The sequence below is a fragment of the Variovorax durovernensis genome (genome assembly GCF_977011995.1).
In genome coordinates, this window is the sequence record NZ_CDRNCW010000001.1 from 1,830,758 (window position 1) to 1,856,061 (window position 25,304).

At 67.9% G+C, this 25,304-nt stretch carries 20 protein-coding genes; 12 read left to right on the plus strand and 8 right to left on the minus strand.

What is annotated here, in order from left to right:
- The first annotated feature begins 64 nt into the window (after positions 1-64).
- The 3 genes from ACWV14_RS08665 (at position 65) to ACWV14_RS08675 (ending at position 2,960) form a co-directional block, all read left to right on the plus strand.
- Positions 65-871, plus strand: coding sequence for an IclR family transcriptional regulator (locus ACWV14_RS08665; protein WP_454907324.1), 807 nt, complete (start codon positions 65-67; stop codon positions 869-871).
- 64 nt (positions 872-935) lie between these two features.
- Entirely contained in the window at positions 936-2,171 is a 1,236-nt protein-coding gene (locus tag ACWV14_RS08670; protein WP_454907323.1) for a DUF2252 domain-containing protein, read from the plus strand.
- A gap of 24 nt (positions 2,172-2,195) precedes the next feature.
- Positions 2,196-2,960 (plus strand): hypothetical protein, encoded by a 765-nt coding sequence (locus ACWV14_RS08675; protein ID WP_454907322.1) that lies wholly within the window; start codon positions 2,196-2,198, stop codon positions 2,958-2,960.
- Positions 2,961-2,990: 30 nt separating this feature from the next.
- Here the strand turns inward: ACWV14_RS08675 and ACWV14_RS08680 are convergent, their stop codons facing one another.
- The 4 genes from ACWV14_RS08680 to ACWV14_RS08695 are packed head-to-tail and all read right to left on the minus strand — an operon-like array spanning position 2,991 to position 7,394.
- Positions 2,991-3,782 (minus strand): TSUP family transporter, encoded by a 792-nt coding sequence (locus tag ACWV14_RS08680; RefSeq protein ID WP_455342652.1) that lies wholly within the window; start codon positions 3,780-3,782, stop codon positions 2,991-2,993.
- A 35-nt stretch (positions 3,783-3,817) separates the two neighbouring features.
- Positions 3,818-5,554 carry a cobaltochelatase CobT-related protein gene (locus ACWV14_RS08685; protein ID WP_454907320.1) on the minus strand — a complete coding sequence of 579 codons (1,737 nt, stop codon included), beginning with the start codon at positions 5,552-5,554 and terminating at the stop codon, positions 3,818-3,820.
- Positions 5,551-6,534, minus strand: coding sequence for an AAA family ATPase (locus ACWV14_RS08690; protein ID WP_454907319.1), 984 nt, complete (start codon positions 6,532-6,534; stop codon positions 5,551-5,553). Before ACWV14_RS08690 ends, ACWV14_RS08685 begins: the two co-directional genes overlap by 4 nt.
- A gap of 26 nt (positions 6,535-6,560) precedes the next feature.
- Positions 6,561-7,394: an IclR family transcriptional regulator gene (locus ACWV14_RS08695; protein WP_454907318.1), complete on the minus strand. Its 834-nt coding sequence runs from the start codon at positions 7,392-7,394 to the stop codon at positions 6,561-6,563.
- 161 nt (positions 7,395-7,555) lie between these two features.
- On the opposite strand from ACWV14_RS08695, the gene xsc reads away from it, so the two are divergent.
- Positions 7,556-9,379 carry a sulfoacetaldehyde acetyltransferase gene (gene xsc / locus ACWV14_RS08700; RefSeq protein WP_454907317.1) on the plus strand — a complete coding sequence of 608 codons (1,824 nt, stop codon included), beginning with the start codon at positions 7,556-7,558 and terminating at the stop codon, positions 9,377-9,379.
- Between the two features lie 7 nt (positions 9,380-9,386).
- Positions 9,387-10,589, plus strand: coding sequence for an acetate/propionate family kinase (locus ACWV14_RS08705; RefSeq protein WP_454907316.1), 1,203 nt, complete (start codon positions 9,387-9,389; stop codon positions 10,587-10,589).
- A gap of 15 nt (positions 10,590-10,604) precedes the next feature.
- On the opposite strand, the gene ACWV14_RS08710 is transcribed toward ACWV14_RS08705, so the two are convergent.
- Complete coding sequence (locus ACWV14_RS08710) at positions 10,605-11,546, minus strand: LysR family transcriptional regulator (protein ID WP_454907315.1); 942 nt, start codon at positions 11,544-11,546, stop codon at positions 10,605-10,607.
- Positions 11,547-11,628: 82 nt separating this feature from the next.
- Between ACWV14_RS08710 and ACWV14_RS08715 the strand changes: the two genes are divergently transcribed.
- The 4 genes from ACWV14_RS08715 to ACWV14_RS08730 all read left to right on the plus strand — a co-directional run bounded on the left by ACWV14_RS08715 (position 11,629) and on the right by ACWV14_RS08730 (position 18,618).
- On the plus strand, positions 11,629-14,574 hold the full coding sequence (locus tag ACWV14_RS08715) for a molybdopterin-dependent oxidoreductase (RefSeq protein ID WP_454907314.1): 2,946 nt from the start codon (positions 11,629-11,631) through the stop codon (positions 14,572-14,574).
- On the plus strand, positions 14,571-15,410 hold the full coding sequence (locus tag ACWV14_RS08720; RefSeq protein WP_454907313.1) for a 4Fe-4S dicluster domain-containing protein: 840 nt from the start codon (positions 14,571-14,573) through the stop codon (positions 15,408-15,410). Before ACWV14_RS08715 ends, ACWV14_RS08720 begins: the two co-directional genes overlap by 4 nt.
- 4 nt (positions 15,411-15,414) lie before the next feature.
- Positions 15,415-16,347, plus strand: a complete 933-nt coding sequence (locus tag ACWV14_RS08725) for a dimethyl sulfoxide reductase anchor subunit family protein (protein WP_454907312.1) — start codon at positions 15,415-15,417, stop codon at positions 16,345-16,347.
- Between the two features lie 255 nt (positions 16,348-16,602).
- Positions 16,603-18,618, plus strand: coding sequence for a histidine-type phosphatase (locus ACWV14_RS08730; RefSeq protein WP_454912703.1), 2,016 nt, complete (start codon positions 16,603-16,605; stop codon positions 18,616-18,618).
- 42 nt (positions 18,619-18,660) lie between these two features.
- Here the strand turns inward: ACWV14_RS08730 and ACWV14_RS08735 are convergent, their stop codons facing one another.
- The 3 genes from ACWV14_RS08735 to ACWV14_RS08745 form a co-directional block, all read right to left on the minus strand.
- Positions 18,661-19,485, minus strand: a complete 825-nt coding sequence (locus ACWV14_RS08735; protein WP_454907310.1) for a hypothetical protein — start codon at positions 19,483-19,485, stop codon at positions 18,661-18,663.
- Between the two features lie 82 nt (positions 19,486-19,567).
- Entirely contained in the window at positions 19,568-20,098 is a 531-nt protein-coding gene (locus ACWV14_RS08740; RefSeq protein WP_422085568.1) for an Lrp/AsnC family transcriptional regulator, read from the minus strand.
- A gap of 89 nt (positions 20,099-20,187) precedes the next feature.
- Positions 20,188-20,976, minus strand: a complete 789-nt coding sequence (locus ACWV14_RS08745) for a DeoR/GlpR family DNA-binding transcription regulator (RefSeq protein ID WP_454907309.1) — start codon at positions 20,974-20,976, stop codon at positions 20,188-20,190.
- 224 nt (positions 20,977-21,200) lie between these two features.
- Here ACWV14_RS08745 and deoC point away from each other — a divergent pair, with 224 nt between their 5' ends.
- The 3 genes from deoC (at position 21,201) to ACWV14_RS08760 (ending at position 25,303) form a co-directional block, all read left to right on the plus strand.
- Positions 21,201-22,268, plus strand: a complete 1,068-nt coding sequence (deoC, locus tag ACWV14_RS08750) for a deoxyribose-phosphate aldolase (protein WP_454907308.1) — start codon at positions 21,201-21,203, stop codon at positions 22,266-22,268.
- 5 nt (positions 22,269-22,273) lie between these two features.
- Positions 22,274-24,724, plus strand: coding sequence for an aldehyde dehydrogenase family protein (locus ACWV14_RS08755; RefSeq protein WP_454907307.1), 2,451 nt, complete (start codon positions 22,274-22,276; stop codon positions 24,722-24,724).
- Between the two features lie 126 nt (positions 24,725-24,850).
- The gene (locus ACWV14_RS08760) at positions 24,851-25,303 is read left to right on the plus strand and encodes an RbsD/FucU family protein (RefSeq protein WP_454907306.1); all 453 of its coding nucleotides are present in this window, start codon (positions 24,851-24,853) and stop codon (positions 25,301-25,303) included.
- The last annotated feature ends 1 nt before the right edge of the window (position 25,304 follow it).

Below are 25,304 nucleotides of genomic sequence, written 5' to 3' on the forward strand. Positions count from 1 at the left end.
GCTCGGCCGCATCCTAGGCCAATGATTTTCGGAACGCAACGTTCCACTTTTAAGGTTTACCCGCATGCCCCGTCCAGCGCGCCCGCCCGCCGCAGTGGTTTCCATCGAGGAGCCGGAGTCCGCATCCGCCTCCGGTTCGTCGGCCGAACGCAGCCTGCGCCTGCTGGCGCTGCTGGCCAACGAGGGCAGGGCGCTCACGCTCGCCGACCTGGCCGCGCAACTCGGCCTGCCCAAGGGCACCGCGCACCGCATCTGCACGCAACTGCTGGCCGGCGGCTTCCTGGCGCGCGACGTGGACGAGCGCTCGTTCAGCGTCGGCCCCGCGCTGCGCAAGCTGGCCTTCGACACGCTGAACCACGGCGTGGTGCGCGGACTGCGCCACGAGGTGCTGTCGGAACTGGTGCGCGAGGTCGGCGAGACCTGCAACCTCACCACGCTCGACGGCGCGCGGGTGCTCTACCTCGACCGCGTGGAAGCGCAATGGCCGCTGCGGCTGACGCTCGACGTGGGCTCGCATGTTCCGCTGCATTGCACCGCCAGCGGCAAGCTGTTCCTTGCGCAGATGCCGAAGAAAGAGCGCGACGCTCTGATCGACAACCTGCCGCTGGAGCGCATGACCGCGAACTCCATCACCAGCGCCGACGCACTGCGCGCCGAATGCGAGGCGATTGCAAAGCAGGGCTATTCCTGCGACCGCGAGGAATTCATCGCCGGGCTGGTGGCGGTGGCCGTGCCGGTGCGCGATGAGGCCGGCGAAGTGCGCGCCGCACTGGCCGTGCATGCGCCGACCGCGCGGATGTCGATGGACGATGCGCTCAAGCGCATCGACGCGCTGAAAGCTGCTGCCGGAAAGATGACTGCGCTGCTCTGAAACCCGCCGCCTCCGCCGCTGCAGCGGGTTCAGAATCCGCCATGACGCAAAAGGGAACACACGCATGCTGAACGTCGCCGAGACCATCCGCAACTACAACGCCGGCCGCGACCCCGAGCGCCTGGCGATGAAGTACGCCAACCTGCGCACCAACCCCTTCGTGTTCCTGCGCGGCACCTGCCACCTGTTCTACCAGCGCCTGCCCTCGGACCCGCTGTTCGCCGGCAAGGTGCCTGCCGGCTGGGTGTGCGGCGATGCGCATCTGGAGAACTTCGGCAGCTACAAGGGCGACAACCGCCTCGTGTACTTCGACCTCAACGACTTCGACGAAGCCGCGCTGGCGCCCGTCACGTGGGAGTTGGTGCGTTTCCTGTCGAGCATCCTCGTCGCCGGTGACAGCCTCTGCGCGACCACCGACGATGCCGATGCGCTGTGCAACACCGCCCTCGACGCGTACGTTGGTGCGCTGCTGTCGGGCAAGGCTCGGTGGGTGGACCGCGACAACGCCAACGGCCTGATCGGGCAACTGCTCGACACCCTCAAGGCGCGCACGAGGCCGGACTTCCTGGACAAGCGCACCGACCGCAAGGGCCATGGACGCGCCATCCGCATCGACAAGAAGCATGCACTCGCGGCCACAGATGCGCAGCGCGACCACGCGACCAGGCTGGTCGGCGCCTACGCCGCGACGCAGGACAAGCCCGGGTTCTTCAAGGTGATCGACGTGGCAAGGCGCATCGCCGGCACCGGCAGCCTGGGCGTGGAGCGCTACATCGTCCTGGTCGAAGGCAAGGGCTCGCCCGATGGCAACTACCTGCTCGACCTGAAAGAGGCGCTCCCGTCTTCGCTGGCGCCGTACCTGAAGCTCGCGCAGCCCGCATGGCCTTCGCAGGCGCACCGTGTGGTGGGACTGCAGCGCCGCATGCAGGCCGTGTCGATGGCCTTCCTGCAGCCTATCGTCGGCGCCGGGCCGGATGCTGCTGCCTCCTATGTGCTGCGCGGCCTGCAGCCCAGCGAAGACCGCGTGAGCCTCGACGTGAAGCGCGCCTCGCTCGACCAGATCCGCGGCGTCACTGACGAAATGGGGCAACTCATGGCGTGGGCGCAACTGCGCAGTTCAGGCCGCCAGGGCTCGGCCACCGCCGACGCGCTGATCGACTTCGGCGGCTCGGCGAAGTCTTGGCGCAAGGACCTGATGGCGGCTGCGCACCATTGCGCGGCGCAGGTGGTGAAAGACTGGGAGGATTACTGCGGGGCTTATGACGCTGGGGCGATGGTGCCTGCGAAGGAGAAGCCCTAGCCGCGTCGGCAATCAAGATCCTTCATGAACCCAACACCGTGGAACTCCAAGCCCGTGCCTGAAAAGAAATACTGCTTGCGAAATGAATCCGACGGCGACGACATCGTCCTGCACTTCGATTCGGTGGAGGGCCTACCCGAGGGCTATATCGAGGAAGAAGGGGCCGAGACCGAAGATTTGCTTCTTGTCATCGAAGGCCTGGTGGCACCGCAAGACTGTCCTGCTTTGAGAGAGGGCGCCACTTACACGATCTACCGGGTCATCGAGGATATCGAGGTGGATGTCGCGGGCATCCATTGCAAGAAGATGCTGTCTCGATCGGGAACGCGCCACTATTGGCTCGTCTCGGTTGGCCGTGCCCACCTGGCGCTTGCTCTCATCCTGGATGCACGGTCGTGCGGTGCTCCCATCGGGTGGCGTGCGCTGAATCCGTCGTACAGGCGCTCGTGGATTGTTGCGTGCATGAAACTGACCGGGCCCCTGGACTGGCAGCAGGCACTCGTGACAGAGCGCGTGATGCTGAGCGTCGAGGGGCTGCAGACAATCGAGGACTTTTATTGCCATCTCGCGGAAGCACTCTTCGGCGACTGGGGCTACGCGGGCAATTGCAATCTCGACGCGTTCGAGGAGGTGCTGAGGGCCAACCGACCGGAGCGCATCTTGTTCTGCATTCCGGACGAGGCTGGGTTCGACACGTTTCTGGCGCGAATCACGGGCAGGCCGGACTATGCGGCCGTCTTCAAGCAGATAGTCACAGAGGCGGGGGCTCGCCTGAGTACGACCCGATAGGGCAGGAAAGATCGAAAAGGCAGCGGCGACTTACCCGATAAGTCCCACCACCGACCGCACCACGCTCACCGCCGCCAACCCGATCAGCAGATTCAGCACATGCTTCCTGAACTGCTCCGGCGACACCCCCTTGAACGAGCGCTGTCCCCACCAGATGCCCGCAAGCATCGCCGGTGCCAGCCACAGCGCCCACTTCAGCGTGTCCGGCCCCAGCAGGCTGCCGGATGCATGCACTGAAGACGGCATCAGCGCCGCGCAAACCAGCGACACCACGTCGCTGAACAGCAGCAGTGCGATCAGCGTGGCGCGCAATCTGGCCGGCGCCATCTTCGCGGTACTCAGCAGAACGGCGATGGCAATACCGCCGATGGCGGCCACGCCGTTGATGAAGCCCGACGCCAGCCCCGCCGACAAGCGCACGCCGCGTGTCGGCACCAGCGTGGCGCGCGCGCCGCCGCGCAGCAGCAAGGCGGCCGACATCAGCAGCGCGCCGATCAGCAGCCGCAGCGGCGTCTCAGGCAGCCATGCGAGCAGCGCCACGCCGATGGGAATGCAGATGAGGTTGCCCAGCATCAGCCAGCCTAGCCAGGGCATGTCGATGTCGCGCGCGATGCCGCGCAACTGGCTCAGGCTGGCCAGTATCTCGAGCATGAAGATCGCGGGCACCACCAGCGCGGGCGACACCACCAGCGACATGCCCGCCACCGTGATGGCCGAGAAGCCGAAGCCCGCGAAGCCGCGCACGATGCCGGCCGCGAACACCACGCACAGGCTGTAGGCCAGCGTGGCCGGTGCCAGTGGTGGCACCAGGAGCCCGGACACGATTGCCAGCGTTGAATCCATGAGACCGGAACGCTTCAGCGGCGGTGGCGCCCGGCCATCAGCTCGATCACCTCGCGAAAGATGGTGTTGCCGCTGCTGCCGGCCAGGTCGAGCACATGGCTGCGGCTGTAGTAGGGGCTCAGATCGAGGCCCACGCCGATGCCTGCAATGGCGATGTCGCCGCGCTGCTCCTGGCGCGCGACCACGTCGCGCAGGTGGTGGTCGAGGTAGTGCGCGTCGTTGGCCAGGTGCGTGGCACTGTCCATCGGCGAGCCGTCGGAGATCACGAGCAGCAGCTTGCGCGCCTCGCCGCGCTGGCGCAGCCGCGTGCAGGCCCAGTCGACCGCCTCGCCGTCGATGCCTTCGCGGAAAAGGTCGGCCTTCAGCAGCGCGGCCATCGCGGGGCGTGCGCGGCGCCACGGTGTGCCGGCGGCCTTGAAGACGAGGTGGCTGCGCTCGTTGAGGCGGCCGGGATGCGGCAGGCGGCCGGCACGCACCCATTCGCGCTGCGGGCGACCGCCGTTCCACGCGCCGGTGGTGAAGCCCAGCACTTCGCTGGCCACGCCGGCCTGCTCGAGCGCGCGCGCGAACACGTCGACCATCATCGCGACCGATTCGGCATGCTCCTTCATCGAGCCCGAGCAGTCGATGAGGAAAGTGACGATGCAGTCGGCCAGCGGCTCCATGCGCTCGGTGCGGAACAGGCGGCGCTCGGTGGGCGATGCGACGAGCTGCGCGAGCCGGCGCCCATCGATCAGGCCTTCTTCCTGCCCGCCGTCCCAGCCGTCGCGCTCCGGCTCGGCCAGCAGGGCGCGCAGTTCGCGCGCGAGGCGGGCGATGTTCACGCCCTGCGCGGCGATGCGGCGGTCGAGCTTTTCCCTGTGTTGCGCGAGCACTTCCTTGCGCGCTAGCGTGGCGGCGTCGTGCTCGCGGTCGTAGGCCGTGGTGAAGACGCGGTAGGCGCCGCCCGCGTCGTCGAGCACCGCGCTGCGGCCCGACTCGGCGGTGGCGAAACGCTCGACGATCTCCTGGTCCATGTCGGCCACGAGACTGAATACGCTGCGCTTGTCGTCCACATGCGGATCGCGCGCGGCGTCGCCGCCTTCTTCGCCCGCTTCGTGCAGCATCGCGGCCACGGTGCGCGCGATGGCAAGGGCGTGCACCGCATAGGCGGCCTGGTCGGCGCGGTCTCTTCGCAGGCCCGCCAGGGCATGGCCGATCAGCGGCGCGAGCGCGAAGCGCGTGGCTTCGAGCATGTCCTCGGTCTCTTCCACCACCTGCTGGCCGCTCACGCGGGCGCGGCAGATCTGCGCCACGGCGTACAGCAGCAGGCCGCGCGCGGTGTCGGTCAGCCCCGAGTGGTGGAAAGCCAGCGACCATTGCTCATGCCGGTGCCGCAGGTTGTGCCGCATGCCGGCCATGACATCGGGCGCCAGCGCTTCGACGCGGAACTGCTCCAGCATTTCGAACAGCATGCGTTCGACCGGCTCCTGTGGCTGCAGCTTTGCATGCAGCGCCGCATCCGACACGGTGAGCCGCAGCGCCAGCCCGTCGGCCACGCCGCGGAACGAAGCAAAGTCGTCGGTGTCGGGCGAGGGATGCAGGTGCGGCGCGAACCACGGCAGCGCGATGCGGCCACGGTGCAGCCGCCGTCCGCGAAAGTGCAGGTCGCGCTCACCGCTGAAGGCGCGCACCACACCCGCGCAGAGCTCCGCGACCTGCTCCTCCTGCCGCACGCGGCGCTGCATCGCGCTCGCGGGCTCGGAGCTCATTCGCGCGGACCTGCGCAGAGCTGGTGCGACTCCTTCAGCTCGCGGTCGAAGCAGCGCTGAAAGTATTCGGCCACCAGCGGCCGCTCGGCGTCGTCGCACTTGTTGACGAACGAGAGGCGAAACGCCAGCGCCGGGTCCTTGAAGATCTCGATGTTCTCGGCCCAGGTGATGACGGTGCGCGGCGACATCAGCGTCGACAGGTCGCCCGCCGCAAAGCCTTTGCGCGTGAGGTCGGCCACCGCCACCATCGACGCGACCAGCTTCGTGCCCGCCTCGTCGGCCAGCGAAGGCACGCGCGCCTGCACGATGGCGATTTCTTCATCGGCCGGCAGGTAGTTGAGCGAGGCCACGATGTTCCAGCGGTCGATCTGCGCATGGTTGAGCCGCTGCGCGCCGTGGTACAGGCCGTTGAGATTGCCCAGGCCCACCGTGTTGGCGGTGGCGAACAGGCGGAAGAAGGGGTGCGGGCGCAGCACCTTGTTCTGGTCCATGAGCGTGAACTTGCCGTCGCGCTCCAGGATGCGCTGGATGACGAACATCACGTCGGGCCGGCCGGCGTCGTATTCGTCGAAGATCAGCGCCACCGGCCGCTGCAGTGCCCAGGGCACGATGCCTTCCTGGAACTGGGTGACCTGCTTGCCTTCGCGCAGCACCACGGCGTCCTTGCCGACGAGGTCGAGCCGGCTGATGTGGCCGTCGAGGTTCAGTCGCACGCAGGGCCAGTTCAAGCGCGCCGCCACCTGCTCGATGTGCGTCGACTTGCCGGTGCCGTGCAGCCCCTGCACCATCACCCGCCGGTCGCGCGTGAAGCCGGCGAGGATGGCGAGCGTCACGTCGGGGTTGAAGCGGTAGACCGCGTCGACCTCGGGCACGTGGTCATCGCGCTCGCTGAAAGCGGGCACCTGCAGGTCGGTGTCGATGCCGAACACCTCGCGCACGCTGAGCATCCTGTCGGGGCGAAGGTCGGCGGTGTCGGTCACGTTGGGCTTTCTGGAAAGAAGAAGGGTCAGGCTTGCGCGCGGTCGGAGTAGGGCGCGCCTGCATCGATGCGGCTCAGTGCCTTGGCTGCACGCTGCATTGCCGGCAGCAGCGTCTTCGCCTTGGCCGCATCGAGCCGCATCACCGGCGCCTGCACCGCGATGCAGAGGTTGGATGGCGCGTCGTCGCCGGAAGGCACCAGCGTGGCGATGCACAGCAGGCCGGGCAGGAATTCTTCGTGGTCGATGGCATAGCCGTCCTTGCGGATGCGCTGCACTTCCTTTTCCAGCGCCTCCGGGTCGGTCAGCGTCCTGGGCGTGTACGGCTCCAGCGGTGCGTTCGACAGCAGCCGGCGGCGCTGCGCCGCGCTCATCTGCGACAGGAAGATCTTGCCGCTGGCCGAGCAGTGCACCGGCACGCGCGAACCCGAGTGCAGGTAGAAGCGCAGCGGCGCGGCGGTTTCCACGCGGTCGAGGTACACCACCTCGCTGCCCGACAGCGCGGTGAGGTTGCAGCTTTCGCCGATTTCTTCCACCAGCTGGCGCAGCACCGTGTGGCGCGCGCCGTGCAGGCTGTCGTTGAGCAGCAGGTTCTCGGCCAGCCGCCGCAGCCGCGTGCCGATGCCGTAGTGCCGGCCGTCGCCTTCGCGCTGCAGCAGCCCTGCGCCTTCGAGCTGCTGGAGCATGCGGTGCAGCGTGGGCTTGGGCAGGCCGGTTTCCTCGACCAGGCCCTGCAGCGAATAGCGCTGGTCTTTCGCGGCCATGACTTCGAGCAGCGCGAACAGGCGCATGGTGGGTGTGTCGCCCGCCGGTTCGGCGGCTTCCACGGGGAGCCCTTTGACGATCTTCATGGGCCGGATCATAGGTGTTTTACAAAAAAAGAGACAAGACGTACCGATTTTTGTAAATTGTTTGACGCCATGCCGATGCCGTCCTATATTCCGCCGGAATGAATTCCGGAACAAGTCGTTCCGACTTTTTGGGTGCAAGCCACCGCCCATCATCCTTTCAGGAGACGCCTTCCATGAGCCAGAAGCAAGCCGCAGCCCCCACCCGCGAAGCCGTCAAGGGCGTGCAGAAGATGACGCCCTCCGAGGCCTTCGTCGAGACCATGGTCGCCAACGGCGTGACCGACATCTTCGGCATCATGGGTTCGGCCTTCATGGACGCGATGGACATCTTCGCGCCCGCCGGCATCCGGCTGATTCCGGTGGTGCACGAGCAGGGCGGCGCCCACATGGCCGACGGCTATGCGCGCGTGTCGGGCCGCCATGGCCTGGTCATCGGCCAGAACGGCCCCGGCATCAGCAACTGCGTGACGGCCATCGCGGCCGCCTACTGGGCGCACAGCCCGGTGGTGATGATCACGCCCGAGACCGGCACCATGGGCATGGGCCTCGGCGGCTTCCAGGAAGCCAACCAGCTGCCGATGTTTCAGGAGTTCACCAAGTACCAGGGCCATGTGAACAACCCCAAGCGCATGGCCGAATACACCGCGCGCTGCTTCGACCGCGCCATCTCCGAGATGGGCCCCACGCAGCTCAACATTCCGCGTGACTACTTCTACGGCGAGATCCAGTGCGAGATTCCCAAGCCGATGCGCGTGGAGCGCGGCGCGGGTGGCGAGAACAGCCTCAACGCGGCGGTCGAACTGCTGGCTTCGGCGAAATTTCCGGTGATCCTCTCGGGCGGCGGCGTGGTGATGGGCGATGCGGTGGAAGAGTGCAAGGCCCTGGCAGAGCGCCTGGGCGCGCCGGTCGCCAACGGCTACCTGCGCAACGACTCCTTCCCCGCAAGCCATCCGCTCGCAGCGGGTCCGCTGGGCTACCAGGGCTCCAAGGCCGCGATGAAGCTCATCGCGCAGGCCGACGTGGTGCTGGCTCTGGGTTCGCGCATGGGCCCCTTCGGCACGCTCCCGCAGCACGGCATGGACTACTGGCCGAAGGACGCGAAGATCATCCAGGTCGAGGCCGACCACACCAACCTTGGCCTGGTGAAGAAGATCACCGTCGGCATCCACGGCGACGCCAAGGCCACGGCCAAGGAACTGCTCAAGCGCCTGCAGGGCAAGACGCTGGCCTGCGACGCCACCAAGGCCGAGCGCGCCGACAAGATCAAGGCCGAGAAAGCCGCGTGGGAAAAAGAACTCGACGAGTGGACCCACGAGCGCGACCAGTTCAGCCTGGACGCCATCGAGGAAGCCAAGGGCGAGAAGACACCCACCGGCGGCAGCTACCTGCACCCGCGCCAGGTGCTGCGCGAGCTTGAGAAGGCAATGCCGCCGCGCGTGATGGTCTCGACCGACATCGGCAACATCAACGCCATTGCCAACAGCTACCTGCGCTTCGAGGAGCCGCGCAGCTTCTTCGCGCCGATGAGCTTCGGCAACTGCGGCTACTCGCTGCCCACCATGATCGGCGCCAAGTGCGCCGCGCCCGACCGCCCCGCCGTGGCCTACGCCGGCGACGGCGCCTGGGGCATGAGCATGGTGGAAATCATGACGGCCGTGCGCCATGACATTCCGGTCACGGCCGTGGTGTTCCACAACCGCCAGTGGGGCGCCGAGAAGAAGAACCAGGTCGACTTCTACAACCGCCGCTTCGTGGCGGGCGAGCTTGAAAGCGAGAGCTTCGCGGGCATCGCCAAGGCCATGGGCGCCGAGGGCATCGTGGTGGACAAGCTCGAAGACGTGGGCCCGGCACTGAAGAAAGCCATCGACATGCAGATGAACGAAGGCAAGACCTGCGTCATCGAGATCATGTGCACCCGCGAGCTGGGCGACCCGTTCCGCCGCGACGCGCTGTCCAAGCCGGTACGATTCCTCGACAAGTACAAGGACTACGTCTGAAGAACACATGACCGATTCGCTGCTGACGCTCAACGCGGGCTCCTCGTCCATCAAGGTCGCATTGTTCGATGCGGCACATCCGGGCGGCGGCGATGCGTTGCCGTCGGCGCGCTGGTCGGGCCAGGCGGACGGTCTGGGCGCGGGCCTGCAGGCGCGGCTGCGCGTTCGCGATGCGCAGGGCAGGACGCTGCTCGACGAAGCGCTCGATGGCGCACGCGCCTCGCACCAGGGCGCGCTGGCCGCGCTGCTCGAATGGCATGCGCAGCAAAAGGAGGGCGGGCGCATCGCGGCGGTGGGGCACCGCATCGTGCATGGCGGCACGGACTTCGTGGCGCCGGTGCGCGTCGACGCGGCATTGCTCGACGCACTCGCCAAGCTCGAGCCTCTGGCGCCGCTGCACCAGCCGCACAACCTGGCGGGCGTGCGAGCTGCAATGGCCGCATTCGAAGGCGTGCCGCAGGTGGCTTGCTTCGACACGGCCTTTCATGCGGTGCAGCCGGAGGTCAACCGGCGCTTCGCATTGCCGCGCGAGTTGCATGACGCTGGCGTGCGGCGCTACGGCTTCCACGGCCTCTCGTATGAATCGATCGTCGCGCAGTTCGCGGGCATCGCGCCCGAGCTGGCGCAGCGGCGCGTGATCGTCGCGCACCTGGGCAACGGTGCGTCGATGTGCGGCATGGTCAACGGCCGCTCGGTCGCGACGACCATGACCTTCTCTCCGCTCGACGGGTTGACCATGGGCACGCGCTGCGGCCACATCGACGCGGCCGTGGTGCCCTACCTGATGCGATCGCGCGGCATGTCGGCCGACGCGGTCGAGAAGCTGCTGTTCCGCGAATCGGGGTTGCTGGGGCTGTCGGGCGTGTCGAGCGACATGCGTGCGCTGCAAGCTTCGGCGGAGCCCGCGGCGGCCGAGGCGATCGGGCATTTCGCGGAACAGGTGGTGCAGCACATGGGCATGCTGGCGGGCGCCTTGCGCGGCGTGGACGCCATCGTGTTCACCGGCGGCATCGGCGAGAACGACGCGCCGCTGCGCGAACGCATGCTCGAAGACTGCGCCTGGCTGGGGGTGCACATCGATGCAGCCGCCAACCGCGACGGCGCAGCGCGGCTCACCACGGCCGGCAGCCCCGTCAGCGCCTGGGTGCTGCGCACCGACGAAGAAGCGGTGATCGCGCGCCACACGGCGCGGGTGCTGCACATGGGGTGAGCGCGGGCTGATCGCTCAGCGCGCGGTGGCGCTGGTGGCCATGCGCGGCACGGTCGCGCCGCAGTGGCGCAGGAAGTCGGCGGTTGCGCCGCCCAGCAGCTTGTCGCGGTGCATCACCGTCGCCAGCTTGCGCACGCCGGCCGGCAGCCGCGTACGCAGTTCGACCAGGTGCCCGTCTTCCAGCGCCTGCGCCACCGTGTAGCGCGACAGGCAGGCCAGCCCGGTGCCCGAGGCCACCACGCGCTTGATGGCTTCGGTGCTCCCCAGTTCGAAGCCCACGTTCACCTGCTCCAGGTTCTGGATCAGCCAGGCATCGGTGACCTGCCGCGTGCCAGAGCCGTGCTCGCGCAGCACCCAGGTGGCCTGCGACAGTTGCTTGTGTGTGGCCACGCGGCCCGCCAGTGCATGGCCCGGCGCGGCCACGATCACCAGTTCGTCGCTGCGCCATGCGCGCACCACCAGGTCGGGGTGGGTCTGCGGGCCTTCGATGAAGCCCACGTCGACGTCGAAGCCCGCCACCGCCTCGATCACGTCGCGCGTGTTGGCAATGTGCAGCCGCACCTGGCTTTGCGGGTGCAGCGCGGTCCATTGCGACACGCGCTCGGGCAGCAGGTATTCGCCGATGGTGAAGCTCGCCGCCACGCGCAGCGGCGCGGCATGCTCGGCACTGAAGAGGGCCTGCACCTCCCCCGCCTGGTCGAGCAGCGCCTGCGCCTTGGGCAGCAGGGCGCGGCCGTTCTCGTTGAGCACCAGCCGGCGGCCGATGCGGTCGAACAGCAGCACGCCGACCGAGGTTTCCAGGTCGGCCAGCGCGCTGCTCGCGGCCGACTGGGAACGCGCGATACGGTCTGCCGCCGCGCGGGTGCTGCCGCCGCGCGCGGTGGCCACGAACACTTCGAGCTGGCGCAGGTTGAGGCGCAGGCGCTGCGCCGGAGATTGATCTGTTTTTCCGGTCATGGTGAGAGATATTCTGCGCTTTTCCGATTGATCGAGGATGCCTAACATCGGCTTTGCCACGCCTGAAAACAAAGGACCGACAGTGTTCAGTTTCCTGTCCCGCGAGCCCGTGCACGACCCGCTGTCGGCGCCCACTCCCACGGCCGACACCACGGTCAAGACCACCACCTGCTACATGTGCGCCTGCCGCTGCGGCATTCGCGTGCATCTGCGCGAGGGCGAGAAGGGCCCGGAGGTGCGCTACATCGACGGCAACCCGAACCATCCGCTGAACCAGGGCGTGATCTGCGCCAAGGGCTCGTCGGGGATCATGAAGCAGGTGTCGCCCGCGCGCATCACGCAGCCGCTCTTGCGCAAGGCCGGCAGCGAGCGCGGGGCGGCCGAGTTCGAGCCCATCAGCTGGGAGCGCGCCTACGACCTGCTGACCGAGCGCCTCGCGAAGATCCGCGCAACCGACCCGAAGAAGTTCGCGCTGTTCACCGGGCGCGACCAGATGCAGGCGCTCACCGGCCTGTTCGCGCGCCAGTTCGGCACGCCCAACTATGCGGCGCACGGCGGCTTCTGCTCGGTCAACATGGCCGCGGGAATGATCTACACCATCGGCGGCAGCTTCTGGGAGTTCGGCGGGCCCGACCTGGAGCGCGCCAAGCTGTTCGTGATGATCGGCACCGCCGAAGACCATCACAGCAACCCGATGAAGATCGCGATCAGCAAGTTCAAGCGCTCGGGCGGACGCTTCATCTCGATCAACCCGGTGCGCACGGGCTACTCGGCCATTGCCGACGAGTGGATTCCCATCAAGCCGGGAACGGACGGCGCGCTGTTCATGGCGCTGCTGCACGAGCTGATCGCGAGCGAGCTGGTGGACCATGCCTTCCTCAAGCGCTTCACCAATGCGCCGCAGCTCGTGGTGCTCGACGACTGCGAGCGGCAGGGCCTGTTCGCCTTCGACCCCGACCCGCAACGCGGCCCGCCCGGCGACGGACGCAACCCGCACAACAAGCTGGTGTGGGACAAGGCCAGCGGCAGCGTGAAGAACGCGTACCCTGAAGGAATCGAAGAAGGCTGCGACCCGGCGCTAGAAGGCCACTACACGCTGGCCGACGGCACGCGCGTCGCGCCGTCGTTCCAGCTGCTGCGCGAACGCGTGGCCAGTTGCACACCCGAGTGGGCACAGGCCATCACCGGCATCGACGCGGGGCGCATTCGCAAGCTGGCGCGCGAGATGGGCGAGACGGCTTTGAAGCAGGCCTTCGAGCTGCCGATTCCCTGGACCGACGCCTGGGGCAAGAAGCACCCGACCACGCAGGCGCGGCCGGTGGCCTTCCATGCAATGCGCGGGCTGGCTGCGCACTCCAACGGCTTCCAGACGGTGCGTGCGCTGGCGGTGCTGATGAGCGTGCTCGGCACCATCGACGCGCCCGGCGGCTTCCGGCACAAGGCGCCGTATCCGCGCCACATCGTGCCCAACTACCGGGCCTTCAACGACCCCGGCATGATCCAGCCGAACACGCCGCTCAATGCGGCTCCGCTGGGCTTTCCTGCCGGCCCGGACGAACTGGCCATCAACCCCGACGGCTCGCCGATCCGCATCGACCATGCCTTCTCGTGGGAGCACCCGCTGTCGGCGCACGGGCTCATGCACAACGTGATCACCAACGCGGCCAAGGGCGACCCCTACCGCATCGACACGCTGCTGATCTTCATGGCCAACATGGCCTGGAATTCGAGCATGAACACCATGGCCGTGCGCGAGATGCTCAACCGCAAGGACGAGAAGGGCGAGCACATGATCCCGTTCCTGGTGGTGTGCGACGCCTTCCAGAGCGAGACCGTGGCCTTTGCCGACCTGGTGCTGCCCGACACCACGTACCTTGAGCGGCACGACGTGATGGGCATGCTCGACCGGCCGATCTCGGAGTTCGACGGGCCGGTGGATTCGGTGCGCGTGCCGGTGGTGCCGCCGACGGGGGAGTGCAGGCCGTTCCAGGAGGTGCTGATCGAACTGGCCTCGCGTCTCAAGTTTCCGGCCTTCACCACGCCCGAGGGCGGGCGCAAGTACACGGGCTACCCGGACTTCGTCGTCAACTTCGAGCCGCAGCCGGGCATCGGATTTCTCATGGGTTGGCGCGGCAAGGACGGCACCGAGCACCTGCGCGGCGCGCCCAACCCGAAGCAGTGGGAGGCCTATGCGCAGAACAACTGCGTGTTCCAGTACCACATGCCCGAGACCATGCACTACATGCGCAACTGGAACCGGGAGTACCTCGACTTCGCGAAGGACAAGGGCTGGCGCCAGCGCAACGACCCGGTGCAGCTGGCGCTGTATTCCGACACGCTGCAGAGCTTCAGGCTCGCGGCGCAGGGCAAGAGCCCGGGGCGGCAACCGCCCGATGCATTGCGCGAGCGCATCGAAACGTATTTCGACCCGCTGCCTTTCTGGTATCCGCCCCTGGAAGAAGCGGCGACCGACCTGGCCGCCTATCCGCTCAACGCGCTCACGCAGCGGCCGATGGCGATGTACCACTCGTGGGACTCGCAGAACGCATGGCTGCGGCAGATCCACAGCCACAACTACCTGCACGTGAATCCGCTGACCGCGCAGGCGGCGGGCATTGCGGACGGCGGCTGGTGCTGGGTGGAAAGCAGATGGGGCCAGGTGCGCTGCATGCTGCGCTACAGCGAGGCTGTGGAGCCCGGCACCGTGTGGACCTGGAACGCCATCGGCAAGGCCGACGGTGCATGGCAACTGGCGCCGGGAGCCGACGAGGCGCGCAAGGGTTTCCTGCTGAACCACCTGATCAGCGAGGAGTTGCCCTGCGAGGGCACTGCGAGCGGGACCATCAGCAACTCGGACCCGATCACCGGGCAGGCGGGGTGGTACGACGTGCGGGTGCGCATTCGGCCGGCGGAGCCCGGAGAGCCTGAGGAGAGCTATCCGCAGGTTGCGAGCATGCCGGTGGTGCCCGGGGTGCTGGGGAAGGCGGCGAGTGTGTTGACTTACTTTGCGGGGAGGGGGAAGAAATGATGCAGTGGTTGAAGGAACTGATGTCGTCGGCTCCGGTCTTGCCCCCTCCCCCTCTGGTGGAGGGCGGGGGTGGGGGCATCGGCGTCGGAACTGGAAGCCTCGCCGCATTGAAGGCCGTCGTGCCCCCACCCCAACCCTCCCCCAGCGGGGGAGGGAGCAATGTCAACACCATGCGCGCCGAACAAGGCGAAACCCTCGCCAAACAACTCGCCCTCGTCATCGACCTCAACGTCTGCGTCGGTTGCCACGCCTGCGTTACCTCCTGCAAGCAATGGAACACCTCCGGCAGCGCCGGCCCGCTGGCCGATGAACGCCCTTATGCCGCCAACCCCACCGGCACCTTCTTCAACCGCGTGCAGACCTACGAGGCCGGCGCCTTCCCCGTCACCGAGACCATCCATTTCCCCAAGAGCTGCCTGCACTGCGAAGACCCGCCGTGCGTGCCGGTGTGCCCCACGGGCGCGAGCTACAAGCGCAAGGAAGACGGCATCGTGCTGGTCGACTACGACAAGTGCATCGGCTGCAAGTACTGCGCGTGGGCCTGCCCCTACGGCGCGCGCGAACTGGACGAGGAGCGCCAGGTCATGACCAAGTGCACGCTGTGCGTGGATCGCATCTACGACGAGCAGTTGCCCAAGGAAGACCGCAAGCCCGCCTGCGTGAAGGCCTGCCCGACCGGCGCGCGCATCTTCGGCGACGTGAAAGACCCGGACTCCGAAGTGTCGAAGGCCATCCGCGAGCGCGGCGGCTACCAGCTGATGCCCGAGTGGGAGACCAGCCCGGCCAACCAGTACCTGCCCCGGCACATCACGCAGCCGGCGGACGCGAAGGAGTAGCCGCATGCATCCCGCGTTCTCGATTCTTTTCTTCACCACGCTGGCCGGCGCCGCGCAGGGCCTGGTGTTCGCGCTGGCGCTGGCTGTGCTGTTCGGCCCGGAGCTGGCGCCGGGCTTCCTGGGCATTGCGCTGGGCGTGGCCGAGGTGCTCCTGGTGGCGGGCCTTTCCGCATCGTTCATGCACCTGGGCCGCAAGACGCGCGCATGGCGGGCGGTGCTGATGTGGCGCACGTCGTGGATGTCGCGCGAGGTCATCGTGCTGCCGGTGTTCATCGCGCTGGTGGCGCTGTGGTGGCTGTCGCTGCGGCTGGGCATCGGCGCGCCTTGGTCGTGGCTGCTGCCGCTGCTGGTGCTTTGCGGCGCGATGCTGCTCTGGTACTGCACCGCCATGATCTACGCCTGCCTGCGCTTCATCGAGGAATGGGCGCACCCGTTGACGGTGCTCAACTTCACGCTGATCGGCCTGTCGTCTGGGCTGGTGCTGGCGTGCGCGATGGCGGCCTCGAGCGGCGAGGCGCGCTTCGTGCAGGTGTTCGGGCCATGGGCGCTCATTGCCACGCTGGCCGCCTGGGCCGCGCGCGGCGGCGCCCTGCGGCGCAATGCGCGCCTGCGCCACAAGTCGACCTTGCAGTCGGCCACGGGTATCCGCGCGCAGAAGCTGGTGCAGAAGTCGATGGGCATGTCGGCCGGGTCGTTCAACACGCGGGAGTTCTTCCATGGCGTGTCGCTCGCGGCGCTCGGGAACATGAAGCTCGGTTTCCTGCTGCTGGCTTTCGTGCTGCCCGCGTCGCTGGCGGCTTGGGGCATCGCGAGCGCTTCGGTGCTGCCGTGGCTGCTGGCGGTCGTCGTGCAGGCGCCGGGCCTGCTGGCCGAGCGCTGGTTCTTCTTCGCGCAGGCCAGGCATCCGCAGAACCTGTACTACCAGGTCGTTTCCTAGGCTTGTTCCTGCTTGCGCCGCGGGTCATCGGCGCGTCATGCACGGATGGAAGGATTCGAAACTTTTGTTTCCTGCCCTTCCTCCATGTTGCCGAACCTGCCCTTTCCCCGTGCCTTGACCGGCGTGCCGTCTTCGTCCCTTGGCCTTGTTGCGCTCCTGCTGGCCTCTTGCGGCGGGGGAGGCGGTGGCGGCGGTGTTCCTTTTTCGCTGCCTCCGGCCGTCACGACTCCCGCACCGGCACCTGCCGCCACGAGCGTGAGCGGTGTGGTCGTGGGAAGCTATTTCGTCAACGCGAAGGTCTGCCTCGACATCAACGCCAACGGCCGCTGCGATGCCGATGAGCCCGCCACGCGCACCGACAAGCAGGGCGCCTTCACGCTGACCGGCGCAAGCGCAGGCATCGTGGCCGAGATCGGCACCGATGCCACCGAACTAGACCCCGCCACCTCCACCTCGAAGCCGGTGACCTCGCGGCTCGTGCTGCGCGCGCCGAAAGAGGCCCCGGGCGTCGTCGACTACCAGTCGAGCGCCGTGGTCGCCGAAATGGAAGCCGGCGGCCTGGACTTCAAGGCGGCCAGCAGCAAGGTCGCCATCTCGGTCGGCGTGGTTGCGGCCAAGCTGCTAGTCGACTTCAACACCGAGAGCGATCCGGTGGCCAAGGCCGCGCTCAAGGCCGCGTCCGACGAGGGGCTGCAGCGCATCCGCGATGCGCTGGCATCGGCCGCCGCCGGCGACGACATCAAGGCCGTGCTGACCGCCGCGGCCCTGACCGACCGCTACTACCAGACCAAGGCGCCGTACCGTCCGCAGCAGGACGTCAGCACCTACGAGGCGCCACCCGCGGGGTTTGCGCCGGTCTACACCGAAATGATCGCGCGCCACGGCTCGCGCGGGCTGTCCAGCCTCAAGTACGACCTGGCCGTCTACAACATGTGGGAGAAGGCACGGGACGACGGTGCGCTCACGCCGCTCGGGCAGAAGCTCGGGCCCGACGTGCTGAAGATCATGAAGGCCAACTTCCTGTTGGGCTATGGCGTGGCGGGCATCAGCACACCGGGCTACGGCAACGAGACGCAGGTCGGCATCAACGAGCACACGCAGTTGGCGGCGCGGCTGGTGCAGCGGCTGCCGGCTTACTGGAAGCAGGTCGGCGACAGCGCCGGCTCGGCGCCTCGGCAGATCGTGACCGTGACCTCCGGCGTCGACCGCGCGGTCGACAGCGGCAACTTCTTCGTGCAGTCGCTCAAGGCGGCGCAGCCCGCGCTGGCGCCGCTCGTCACCTACCCTGCGGCACCGGCGCCTTACCCCGACACCGGCACCGCTGTAAGCCAGCCGGCCGGCACCAACCGCTTCCTGCTGTACTTCCACAAGCTGGTGAAGGCCACCGACCAGGTGACCAAGCCGGCCGACCCGCTCTACACGACCTACCAGGACAGCCAGGCCTACCAGGCCTACAAGTCCGGTGACGCCGACCTGGCAGCCAAGCAGAGTGGCCTCACGGTCACGCCGGAAGCCGCGGCGGCCGGCCGGGTGCTGCTGGAGCGCCTGTTCGCCAAGAGCTTCGTCGACAGGATCGCCGACGGCAGCTACAGCTTCTCGAATACAGGCACCCGCACTTTCGCGAGCGACGACGGCAAGTTTTCGGCCAGCCTGAGCGGTGACGGCAAGACCACGATCAAGTCGCCGGGCGACGCCGGTTCGCTGCTGTACGAGCTCTATGTGATCGCGCCGGCCATGCGCAGCGAGGCCGGCGTCGACTTCGCCGCCTACATGCCCGCCGCGCAGGCGAAGTTCTTCGCCGCGCTCAACGACGGCTCCGACTTCTACGACAAGGGCCCTGGCATGACCGAGAAGGGCGACATCACCTCGCGCATGTCGCAGATCCTGGTGGACGACATGTTCAACGAGGTCGACGCCATCGCGCGCGGCGACCGCTCGCATGCCGCCAAGCTGCGCTTCGCGCACGCCGAGATCCTCATGCCCTTTGCCGTGCGCATGGGCCTGAAGGGCGTGGACCAGAGCGTGCCCAAGGCCGCCAACTTCAGCTACGGCAGCAACGCATGGCGCGGCGAGTACGTGTCGCCGATGGCGGCCAACATGCAGTGGGACGTGTACGCCGACGCCAGCGGCAAGCTGCTGGTGAAGATGCTCTACAACGAGAAGGAAACCGACTTCAAGGCGTCCTGCGACGGCGCGAAGAAGCCAGGCACCGCCCACTACTACGACTACACGGCCCTGAAGGCCTGCTACGGCCACGGCGTGGCGCAGTAGGCCTGCTTTCCGTTGCAGCGGCGGCCGGTCGGGCGATTTCGCCTACTTGCGTACCGGTTCGCGTATTGCGGCTCTCGCGAGCCGCCACGCCGCGAACAGGAACACCAGCGGCAGCACGATGGTCTGCAGCACGAACAGGGCGATGAGCTTCACGATGCGCTCCGCCCAGTCGGAGGCGGACTTCAGGATCTGGTCGTAGGTCGCCTTGAGGTTGGGCAATTTCGGCAGCCAGCGTTCGACGCGGTCGCGCCAGCCTTCCTGCGCCACGGGTGCCTCTTGCGTGGCATCGACCACGGCGGTCGGCGACTTCTCGATGCCCGACAGCGCGGCCTGGTAGTCGTTGGCCATGAACACGCGGTAGAGGCCTTCGTTAGCCACGGCCGCCAGCGGCACCGCGAAGCGCACCAGCAGCAGGCCGATCAACGCCGATTGCAGCCAGCGCGGCGAACTGCCGCGCCGCCAGCGCCACACGATCCACGCCAGCGCCACAGCACAGACCAGGTAGGACATCAGGTGGTGCGCGCCGATGCTCAGCAGCACCAGCTGAATGCCGAAAGACACGCTGGCCGCGAGCATCACCGCCGCGAATTGCTCGATGAGTTCGTTCAGCGGCTTCAGCGCCTGCCCCGGCGCGAAGCTCACACCCACGCCGCCCGGCGTGGCGTCGACCTGCGTGCCCTGCGCCACCGACACCACCGCGCCCAGCGCGCGTGCCGCGGCAAAGGTGGTCAGCGCGCGCTTCAGCCCGTCGTTGACCTGGGCTCGCGCGGGCGCGTCGATGGGTGCGACCCAGCAGCCGACGAACACCAGCACGGCGATGAGCAGGAGATAGGCGCGTTGCAGCAGGAGGGGCTTGGGCAGGGGCATGGTCGAGGCGCGATCGGGGCGGAGGATGCGGTCATTCTCCACACGACCCCCGGCATGCCGCGCCGATACCCTTGAGCGGCGTCTAGCTTCTGCGCGACCCCGTGGCGCGCGGCTTGCCGGGTGTGCCCGGCAGCAGGTGGTCGAGCGGCAGCGCCGTTTCCGACTTGATCTCGCGCAGCACGATGCTCGAGCGCACGTGCGTCACGCCGGGAAGGCTGAACAGCACCTCGTGCAGGAAGCGCTCGTAGTGCTTCATGTCGGGCACGGTCACGTTGAGGATGTAGTCCGCCGGGCCGGTGGCCGACACGCAGCGGATGATCTGCGGGCTCGCCGCCACGGCTTCTTCAAAGCGCTGCACCATCGCCTCGCTGTGGCGGTCGAGGTTGACCTCGGCCACGGCCGACACGTGCAGGCCGACCTGCTCGGGGTCGACCAGCGTGGTGTAGCCGCGAATGACGCCGGCCGCCTCCATGTCCTTGATGCGCTTCCAGCAAGGCGTTGGCGACAGCCCGACGGTCTCTGAAATCTGCTGCACGGTCTGTCGGCCGTCGTGCTGCAGCGCGGAGAGGATCTTGAGGCAGTGCTCGTCGAGTGAAACGGTGCCGGCATTCATCGCGGGATCGCAGGTAGTGGCGTCGCAGCGATTCTCACTGATCGATGTGTCCGGGCGGTGCCGTGCCCCGGCCGCCGCCGGCGCCGCGTCTATGCGTCGCGGGCGCGCGCGAATTCCAGCGGCAGGTCTTTGAACTGCTTCTTCAGCGAAGCCTCGGGCGAGCCGCCCACCACGATGCGTGCGAAGGCATCGAGCGGGCTGAAGAATGCCGGGCGCAGCGTGCCGAGCTTGCTTTCGTCCACCACCAGGAAACTCTGCGACGCGCAGCGGATGGCCGCCTGCTTCACGGGCACTTCGTGGAAGTTGGAGCAGCTCGCGCCGCGTTTCAGATCGATCCCGCCCGCCGAGATGAAGGCCTTGCTCACGCCCAGCCTGGCGAGGTACTGCAGGCCCTCGTCGGAGAAGAAGGTGGCCGACGAAGGGTGGTAGAGCCCGCCCAGCAGCATCAACTGCGTGTTCGGGCGGCGGCTCAGCACCTGTGCGATGTTCGTGGAGTAACACGCCACGCTCAGCGGCATCTCGGGCGGCAGCGCCTCGGCGAAATGGACCATGGTGGTGCCGCAGTCGATGAACAGGCTGTCGTGCGGCTGCACCAGCCTGGCGGCGTGTTCGCAGGCCAGGCGCTTGTTGGCCGCGTGCTGGTCGCTGGCCTCGTCGAGCGAGTAGCGCTCGGCACCGGGCAGCGTGGTGGCGAGCACATAGCCTCCGAGGGCGGTGAGGGGAGATTCGGCCGACGACAGGTCGCGGCGGATGGTCATTTCCGTCACGTCGAGCTGCAGGGCCGCCTGCTTGATCGGCAGCGGGCCGCCGGCCTCGACGAGTTCCTGCATCCTGGCCAGGCGCATGGCCCGGGCTTCGGCTCCGGCTGTTCTTCGCATGTTCGGTTTTCTCAGATCCACGTGCCGGAGTATCGGGCATCGAACGCCGGATTAATGTTTCTTGAAAAACATATTGCGCAGATAAATGTTGTTGTAATAACATTTAGGCCAACACGAACAACATCAAGGCTGAGCAGCCACGCGGCGCAGCCCGGAGACAAAGACATGCCCCTTGCCTGCCCGCCGCAGCCGCGGCCCTTGCGCCTGACGGCGCCCGCCCATCCATGACCTCCACCTCCCTCGTTCGCCCCAGCGGCGCGGTGCGCTCGCGCCCGGCGCCGCCGGCTTCTGCCAATGCGGATGCCCCGGCCTTGCCGGCGGCACCCGCGCAGGCGCATGCCGCAGCTCCCCGCAACACCGCCCAGCCCTTCGATGCGGGTTGGATCGAAGGCATCCGCTTCAACCTCTCCGCTGCCGAGCGCCGCGTGGCCACGCTGCCCGGCCGCCGCTCGGTCAAGAAGGACGCGCAGGCCGGCTGGCTGCTCAAGGCGATCACCTGCATCGACCTGACCACGCTCAGCGGCGACGATACGGCCGAGCGCGTGAAGCGGCTCTGCGCCAAGGCCGTGATGCCGGTGCGCCCGGACCTGCTGGCCGCCCTCGGCTTCGCCGACCGCAAGCTGCATACCGGGGCGGTGTGCGTGTACCACCGCTTCGTCTCGACCGCGGTCGAGGCGTTGGCGGGTACCGGCATTCCGGTGGCGGCGGTGTCCACGGGCTTTCCGGCGGGCCTGATTCCGCACGAGCTCAAGCTCAAGGAAATCGAAGCCTCGGTGCGCGACGGCGCCGCGGAGATCGACATCGTCATCACCCGCGAGCACGTGCTCACCGGCCAGTGGAAGAAGCTCTACGACGAGATGCTCGATTTCCGCCGCGCGGCGGGCGCGGCGCATGTGAAGGCGATCCTTGCGACGGGCGAACTCAAGACGCTGCGCAACGTAGCCAAGGCCTCGATGGTCTGCATGATGGCCGGCGCCGACTTCATCAAGACCTCCACCGGCAAGGAGGGCGTCAACGCCACGCCGCTGGTCACGCTCGCGATGCTGCGGATGATCCGCCAGTACGAGGCCCGCACCGGCCTGCGCGTGGGCTACAAGCCCGCAGGCGGCGTCTCCACCGCGAAGACCGCGCTCGACTATCAGGTGCTCATGAAGGAAGAGCTGGGCCGCGACTGGCTCGAGCCCGATCTGTTCCGCATCGGCGCTTCCACGCTGCTGGCCGACATCGAGCGCCAGCTCGAGCACCACATCACCGGCCGCTACTCGGCCTACAACCGCCACCCGATCGGATGAGCCCGATGAGCAGCATCAGCAGCAGCAACAACAACTCCGCCGGCAGCAGCAGCGTCGCGCGCTATTTCGACACCATGGACTACGGCCCCGCGCCCGAGAGCGACACCGACGCACGCGAATGGCTCGCGCGCCATGCCGAAGGCTTCGGCCACTTCATCGACGGGCGCTTCACGCCTGCTTCGGACGGCGTGCACTTCGACACGGCCGAGCCGGCCACCGGCCAGCGCCTGGCGCGCATTGCGCAAGGCTCCGCGAAGGACGTGGATGCCGCCGTGGCGGCGGCGCGCGCCGCGCAGCCCGGCTGGCATGCCCTCGGCGGCCATGGCCGCGCACGGCATCTGTACGCACTGGCGCGCATGGTGCAGCGCCATGCGCGCCTGCTCGCGGTGGTCGAGGCGCTGGACAACGGCAAGCCGATCCGCGAGGCGCGCGACCTCGACGTGCCGCTGGCCGCGCGCCACTTCTATCACCATGCCGGCTGGGCGCAGCTGCAGGAGCGCGAGTTCGCCGACCAGGTGCCGCTGGGCGTGGTCGGCCAGATCATTCCGTGGAACTTCCCGCTGCTGATGCTCGCGTGGAAGATCGCTCCCGCGCTGGCGCTGGGCAACACCGTGGTGCTGAAGCCGGCCGAGCTCACGCCGCTGAGCGCCTTGCTCTTCGCTGAACTGGCGGCACAGGCAGGCCTGCCGCGCGGTGTGCTCAACGTGGTGACGGGCGACGGTGCCACGGGCGCGGCGCTGGTCGCGCACGAGGGCGTGGACAAGATCGCCTTCACCGGCTCGACGGAAGTAGGGCGGCTGATCCGCGCCGCGACGGCGGGTACGGGCAAGTCGCTCACGCTGGAGTTGGGCGGCAAATCGCCCTTCATCGTGTTCGACGACGCGGACATTGATGCCGCCGTCGAAGGCGTGGTCGACGCCATCTGGTTCAACCAGGGCCAGGTGTGCTGCGCCGGTTCGCGGCTGCTGCTGCAGGAAGGCATCGCGAACGACTTCATCGCGCGCCTCAAGCGCCGCATGCAGACCTTGCGGGTGGGATTGCCGCTGGACAAGGCGATCGACATGGGCAGCCTCATCGACCCCACGCAGCTCGAACGCGTGCGCTCGCTGGTGGCCGCCGGCGTGCGCGAAGGCGCGAGCTGCTACCAGGCGCCGGGCGCGCTGCCGCCGGGCGGGAGCTTCTTTCCGCCGACGCTGCTGACGGGCGTGCAGCCCGCATCCACCGTGGCGACCGAGGAGATCTTCGGGCCCGTGATGGTGACGATGACTTTCCGCACGCCCGACGAAGCCGTCGCGCTGGCCAACAACACCCGCTACGGCCTCGCCGCCAGCGTGTGGAGCGAGACCATCGGCCTCGCGCTGGGCATCGCGCCACAGCTGCACGCAGGCGTGGTGTGGGTCAACGCGACCAACCTGTTCGACGCGGGCGTGGGCTTCGGCGGCTACCGCGAATCAGGCTACGGCCGCGAGGGCGGAAGAGAAGGTTGCTACGAATACCTGAAGCCGCGTGCCTGGGCGCAGCGCAAGCCGCGCTCCGCAGATGTGGTCGCCGCCGTGGCGGCGAACGAAGCTGCAACGAAGACCGGGAACGGGTCTTCCCCCGCGTTGCCCGCCATCGACCGCACCGCCAAGCTCTTCATCGGCGGCAAGCAGGTGCGGCCCGACGGCGAACTGTCGCGCCCGGTCTTCGCAGCCAGCGGACAGCGTGCCGGCGAAGTGGGTGCGGGCAACCGCAAGGACATCCGCAACGCGGTGGCCGCGGCGCGCGCCGCGGCGAGCTGGTCGAGCGCGACGCCGCATCGCCGCGCGCAGGCGCTTTATTACCTCGCGGAAAACCTCTCGGCCCGCGCCGGCGAGTTTGCCGCGCGCATCGCGAGCCTGACCGGTGTTGCCGCGGCAGCTGCGCAGGCCGAGGTCGACGCATCGGTGGGCCGCCTGTTCGCCTACGGCGCCTGGGCCGACAAATACGAGGGCGCGGTGCATGTGCCGCCGCTGCGCGGCGTGGCGCTGGCCACGGTCGAGGCGATCGGCGTGGTGGGCGTGGTGTGTCCCGACGAGGCGCCGCTGCTGTCCTTCGTGAGCCTGCTCGCGCCCCTCATGGCCATGGGCAACCGCACGGTGATCGTGCCCGGCGAGAAGCACGCGCTGGTCGCCACCGACTTCTATCAGGTGCTGGAGACTTCCGACCTGCCGGCCGGCGTCGTCAACCTCGTGACCGGCCCGGCCGCGAGCCTCGCGCGCACGCTGGCCGAGCACGACGACGTCGATGCGCTGTGGGTTTTCGGTGCGAAGGAACTGTCGCGCGATGCCGAACTGCTGTCGGTCGGCAACCTCAAGCGCACGCTGGCCGACCACGGCCTTTCCACCGACTGGCATGACCCGGCCTCGGCCGAGGGCCCCGCGTTCCTGCGGCATGCCACGCAGGTCAAGAACATCTGGATTCCCTATGGCGAATGAGCGAGCGGCCGTTGTGCGCGCCACACGAACCAAGGGAAATCCCCAAATAGCAAACGTTTGCGCAAACGTTTTCTTTACCTAAGATCGCAATCGCGACAGCCGTTCCATTTCGAGGAGACAGACCGCATGCTGAAGTCCATTCATCCGCTGCTCAACGCCGACGTGCTCTACGCCCTGCGCGCCATGGGCCATGGCGACGAACTGGTGCTGTGCGACGCCAATTTCCCGGCCGACTCGGTCGCACGCCAGACCACGCTGGGCCGGCTGCTGCGCATCGACGGCGTGGGCACCACCGAAGCGGCGCGCGCCATTCTTTCGGTGCTGCCGCTGGACAACGCGGTGGACGATCCGGCGCGGCGCATGGAAATCATGGGCCAGCCGAGCGAGATCCCGCCGGTGCAGCTGGAAATGCAGCGCGAGATCGATGCGGCCGAAGGGCGTCCACGGCCGATGGGCTCCATCGAGCGCTTCGCCTTCTACGAGGCCGCGCGCCGCGCGTACTGCGTGATCGCCACCGGCGAGCGCCGCTTCTACGGCTGCTTCGTGTTCAAGAAGGGCGTGCTCGCCCCCGAGGCCTGAA